Annotated in this window: 3 protein-coding genes; 2 read left to right on the plus strand and 1 reads right to left on the minus strand. The window is 75.6% G+C overall.

Going from position 1 to position 3,200, the window contains the following annotated elements; genetic code table 11:
* Positions 1 to 31 precede the first annotated feature (31 nt).
* Positions 32 to 790: an alpha/beta hydrolase gene (locus tag ACFWEG_RS28740; RefSeq protein WP_387220970.1), complete on the minus strand. Its 759-nt coding sequence runs from the start codon at positions 788 to 790 to the stop codon at positions 32 to 34.
* A 113-nt stretch (positions 791 to 903) separates the two neighbouring features.
* Between ACFWEG_RS28740 and ACFWEG_RS28745 the strand changes: the two genes are divergently transcribed.
* Both ACFWEG_RS28745 and ACFWEG_RS28750 read left to right on the plus strand, forming a co-directional pair.
* Positions 904 to 2,043 (plus strand): adenosine deaminase, encoded by a 1,140-nt coding sequence (locus ACFWEG_RS28745; RefSeq protein WP_387220973.1) that lies wholly within the window; start codon positions 904 to 906, stop codon positions 2,041 to 2,043.
* A 710-nt stretch (positions 2,044 to 2,753) separates the two neighbouring features.
* Positions 2,754 to 3,110, plus strand: a complete 357-nt coding sequence (locus ACFWEG_RS28750) for an ATP-binding protein (protein ID WP_387220975.1) — start codon at positions 2,754 to 2,756, stop codon at positions 3,108 to 3,110.
* The last annotated feature ends 90 nt before the right edge of the window (positions 3,111 to 3,200 follow it).

Here is a 3,200-nt window from a genome sequence, read left to right on the forward strand (position 1 = left end):
GGTGTGGGGGCGAAGCCCCCACACGTCCCGCTCACTTCGAGCGACGGCTTCCGAAGCCGGCAGCGAGCGGCATGCGCAACCCCAACGGCGGCGGCGCCGCCAACGCGTCCACGACCGGCCGCGCGTACGGGTGCCCGAACAGCGCCCCCCGCACGAAGTCCCCCGCGAGCGCCAGCACTTCCGCCCGGTGCTGCCGCAGCCCGTGCCCGTCGGTGTGCACCTCGAACCGGCAGATGTCGCGGTGCCCCTTCTTCGCCCGCGCGGCGAACCGGAACGACAACTCCGGGTCCACCCGCAGATCGTTCGTGCCGTGCACGATCATCACCGTCCGCCCGGTCAACTGCCGCACCGGCTCCGGCTCGCAGCCCCGTCCGTCCTCCGGCAGCCACGGCGCGAGCGCCAGCACCGCGCCGACCCCCGCGTGTCCCGCCGCCCGCAGCGCCGCCCGCCCGCCCATGCCGACCCCGACCAGGCACACCGGCACGTCCCCGTACCGGCGGACGACCTCGTCCACCGCCCACTCCGCGTCCCGCGCGAGGCCCGCGTCCTCGCCGTTCCAGCCGCGCGAGCGGTAGCGCACCACGTGCGCGACGAGCGCGTCGGCGGAGCCCGCCCGCGCCAGCGACCGGGCCAGGTCCCGCACCCCCGCCGCCGCGAGCGGCGAGGGCCCGCGCCCGGAGTACGGCTCCCCGCCGGGCAGCAGCAGCACGACCCCGCCCACCGTTCCCCGCTCCACCCCAACTGCCCGCCCCAGGCGCGCTTCCCGAGCCGCCGGCGTCCTCTGTCGCATAACAGAACAGTGTCAGAAGCAGGCGTGTACGCCAGTCGTCCGCAGGGTCACTGTTCCGTATCGTCCGTTGACGGCTGCGGGCGTTCTACGCGCGTAGGAGCTACAGTGCCGAGATGACGAGCCAGACCGGAAACACCGCGATCCCCGAGGCCGCCGCCACGGCCCCCGCCACCCCCGAGCAGATCCGCCGCGCGCCCAAGGTGCTCCTCCACGACCACCTCGACGGCGGTCTCCGCCCGGCGACGATCATCGAGCTCGCCCGCGAGGTCGGCTACGACGCCCTCCCCGAGCCCGAGGACCCCGAGAAGCTCGGCCTGTGGTTCCGCGAGGCGGCCGACTCCGGCTCCCTGGAGCGCTACCTGGAGACGTTCTCCCACACCTGCGCCGTCATGCAGACCCGCGACGCCCTCTTCCGCGTCGCCGCCGAGTGCGCCGAGGACCTCGCCGCGGACGGCGTCGTCTACGCCGAGGTGCGCTACGCCCCCGAGCAGCACCTCGAGGCCGGGCTGAGCCTCGAGGAGGTCGTCGAGGCGGTCAACGACGGCTTCCGCGAGGGCGAGCGCCGGGCCGCGGCGGCCGGGAACGGGATCCGTGTCGGCGCGCTGCTCACCGCGATGCGGCACGCCGCCCGCGCGCTGGAGATCGCCGAGCTCGCCAACTCCTACCGGGACTCCGGCGTCGTCGGCTTCGACATCGCCGGCGCCGAGGCGGGCTTCCCGCCCACCCGCCACCTCGACGCCTTCGAGTACCTCAAGCGCGAGAACAACCACTTCACCATCCACGCCGGCGAGGCCTTCGGCCTGCCGTCCATCTGGGAGGCCGTCCAGTTCTGCGGCGCGGACCGACTGGGCCACGGCGTCCGGATCATCGACGACGTCGAGACCGCGGCCGACGGCACCGCCCGCCTGGGCCGGCTCGCCTCCTACGTGCGCGACAAGCGCATCCCCCTGGAGATGTGCCCCTCCTCCAACCTCCAGACGGGCGCGGCCGACTCCTACGCCGACCACCCCATCGGCCCGCTGACCGACCTGCGGTTCCGGGTCACCGTGAACACCGACAACCGCCTGATGTCGGGCACCTCGATGAGCCTGGAGTTCGAGCACCTGGTGGAGGCGTTCGGCTACTCCGTCGATGACCTGCGGTGGTTCACGATCAACGCCATGAAGAGCGCGTTCATCCCCTTCGAGGAGCGCCTGGCCCTGATCGACGACGTCATCAAGCCCCGCTACACCGCCCTCCGCGACGAGGCCTGACCCGCCCGCCCCTCCCCGGCCCCGCCCGGGGAGGGCTTCCGCGGCGGGGCGCGCCCGGCGTGGTGCGCGTTCCGCGTGATGCGGGGCTCTGCGTCGCGCGGAGTCCTGCGTCGCGCGGGGTCCTGCGTGGCGCGCGGTCCTGCGTCGCTCAAGGTCCTGCGTCGCGCGCGGTCCTGCGTGGCGCAGGGTCTCGCGTGGCGCGCGTCCGAGGGGGCAGGCCGTGCCCGGCGGGCCGGCCCGCCGGGCACGGCTGGTGGGGATCGGGCGTCCGTCGGGCGGCCGGCGCCGCCGGACGGTCTCGGCGCGCTGGACGATCTGCGGCGGGCCGCTCGGTGTCCGACCTGCGCCGGTCCCGTCCCCTCGCGTCCGCTCCGGCCGCCGCCACTCCCGTGTTCCGTCGCGCGATACGCCGGATCGCGTCAATGTCGTGCCGCCTTCTCTACCCGATCGTGTTACCGCCTTCTTTGTTTGAGCCGCTTGTTCCGTCGTGCTCCGGCCCGTCGCGGGCCACCCTCGAAGCGCAGGTCACCGGGGGTGCGCCAGGGCCTCCGGCGGCCGCCGGGAAGCCGCGCTCCGGGCGACGCGCGGCCGGTGCCGCCCGTAACTCCCCCGGCCGCCGGGGTGTTTGCGGGGCGTAATGGGCGCCGGCTTCGCCCCTGCGGACGCCGACCGCCCGGCCCCCGTTCCCCGCTCCCGGAGGACCCCCCGTCATGAAGCAGTCTGCCGTCAAGACCCTCGGTGTCGCCGCGCTCGGTGCCGCCTTCGCCGCCGCCGGTGCGGGCGCCGCGCACGCCGCCCCCGCGCTGCCGGACGCCACCGGCGCCCTGGAGACCGTCACCGCCGCGCTGCCGGTCGAGCAGATTGCCCACAACCTGCCGACGGGCGCCCCCGAGGCCCTGGAGGCGGGCCAGCGCACCCTGTCCGGCGCGCCCGCCCAGGCCCAGCACGCCCCGCAGTCCGCCGACCCCGTCCGGGGGCTGCTCGGCGGCCTCCCCGTCGTCGGCCAGGCGACCAACGGCGGCCTCCCCACCCAGGGCCTGCCGCTCCAGGGCCTCCCCGTCGGCTGATCCTCCGCCACCCCCCCGCACACGGCGGCGGGCGGCGACCTCGCCGGGCCGCACCCGCTCGAACGGCTCGTTGCCCCACCGGGCCACCAG

Source organism: Streptomyces sp. NPDC060194 (assembly GCF_042728285.1).
Classification (GTDB): domain Bacteria; phylum Actinomycetota; class Actinomycetes; order Streptomycetales; family Streptomycetaceae; genus Streptomyces.